Source organism: Rhodanobacter lindaniclasticus (assembly GCF_004799035.1).
GTDB lineage: Bacteria > Pseudomonadota > Gammaproteobacteria > Xanthomonadales > Rhodanobacteraceae > Rhodanobacter > Rhodanobacter lindaniclasticus.
In genome coordinates this window covers 1-1,190 of sequence record NZ_MWIO01000062.1, presented here as the reverse complement: position 1 = coordinate 1,190, position 1,190 = coordinate 1, and the positions used below count along the sequence as shown (strand labels likewise).

The window sequence follows — 1,190 nt, the reverse complement described above, 5'->3', positions numbered from 1 at the left end:
GGATGCTCTGATCAATGAAGTTCAAAATGGCCGTCCAGACGGCCATGCAAAACACCGAGCTTGCTACGGCAAAAAGGTGCCTATGGAGGTGGATTGCCGCCGCTGCCGCGCCGATTTACCTCGAATCACCTCGATTTTCCGCCTCACAGGCGCACCTCCCCTGCGGAAGCCAGCAACGTTCGTCGTGCCATCCACAGGTTCGACAGCGCGAACAGCGTCAGCACCTGCGCCGTGTTCTTGAACAACCCCCTGAAGCGCACCTTCTGATAGCCGAACTGCCGCTTCACCACGCGGAACGGATGCTCCACCTTGGCGCGTACCGCGGCCTTCATGTGTTCGGTGTGCTTGACTGCGTCCTTCAGCTCGCCCTCGGGCATCGCCTTGACGCTGCCGCGCTTGGCCGCGATAAACCACCGGCGGCCCCGTTTGGGGGCGCGCTTCTCGGCGCCCTGGTAGCCCGCATCGGCGTACACCGTCTTCTCCTGGCCGTGCAGCAGCTTGTCCACTTCCGTCACGTCGCCCACGTTGGCCGGGGTCGTGGTCACGGTGTGCACCAGTCCCGATTCCACATCCACGCCGATGTGCGCCTTCATGCCGAAATACCATTGCTGGCCTTTCTTGGTCTGGCGCATGTCCGGGTCGCGCTGCTTGTCGCGGTTCTTGGTCGACGACGGCGCCTGGATGATCGTGGCATCCACGATCGTGCCCTGACGCAGCAGCAAGCCCTTGCCGCTCAGGTGGGCGTTGACCGCTTCGAGGATCTTCACCGCCAAGCCGTGCTGCTCCAGGAAGCGACGGAACTTCAGGATCGTCGTCTCGTCCGGGATCGCGTCCTCGTTCAACTCCAGTCCCGCGAAGCGGCGCATCGACTCGATCTCGTACAGCGCATCTTCCATCGCCGGATCACTCAGCGCGTACCACTGCTGCATGAAGTGGATGCGCAACATGGTGGCGGCAGGCATCGGCGGTCGGCCGCGACGGCCAGACGTCGGATAGCTGGGTTCGATCAACGCCAATAGCGCTTCCCACGGCACGATCTTGTCCATCTCCCCCAAGAAGCGTTCACGCCGTGTCGGCTTCTTCTTGGACTCGAAATTCAGCGACGCAAAGGAACGTTGTTTCACCGGCGATGGGCTTCCTGGGGACTGCTGGCTATGATGCCGCAGACGGGGAATAAATCAGAGCATCCC

The 1,190-nt window shown here is 62.1% G+C and carries 1 protein-coding gene; it reads right to left on the bottom strand.

Annotation, left to right across the window (positions count from 1 at the left end; genetic code table 11):
• Positions 1 to 143 precede the first annotated feature (143 nt).
• Positions 144 to 1,124, bottom strand: coding sequence for an IS5 family transposase (locus tag B1991_RS16395; protein ID WP_136259754.1), 981 nt, complete (start codon positions 1,122 to 1,124; stop codon positions 144 to 146).
• Between the last annotated feature and the right edge of the window lie 66 nt (positions 1,125 to 1,190).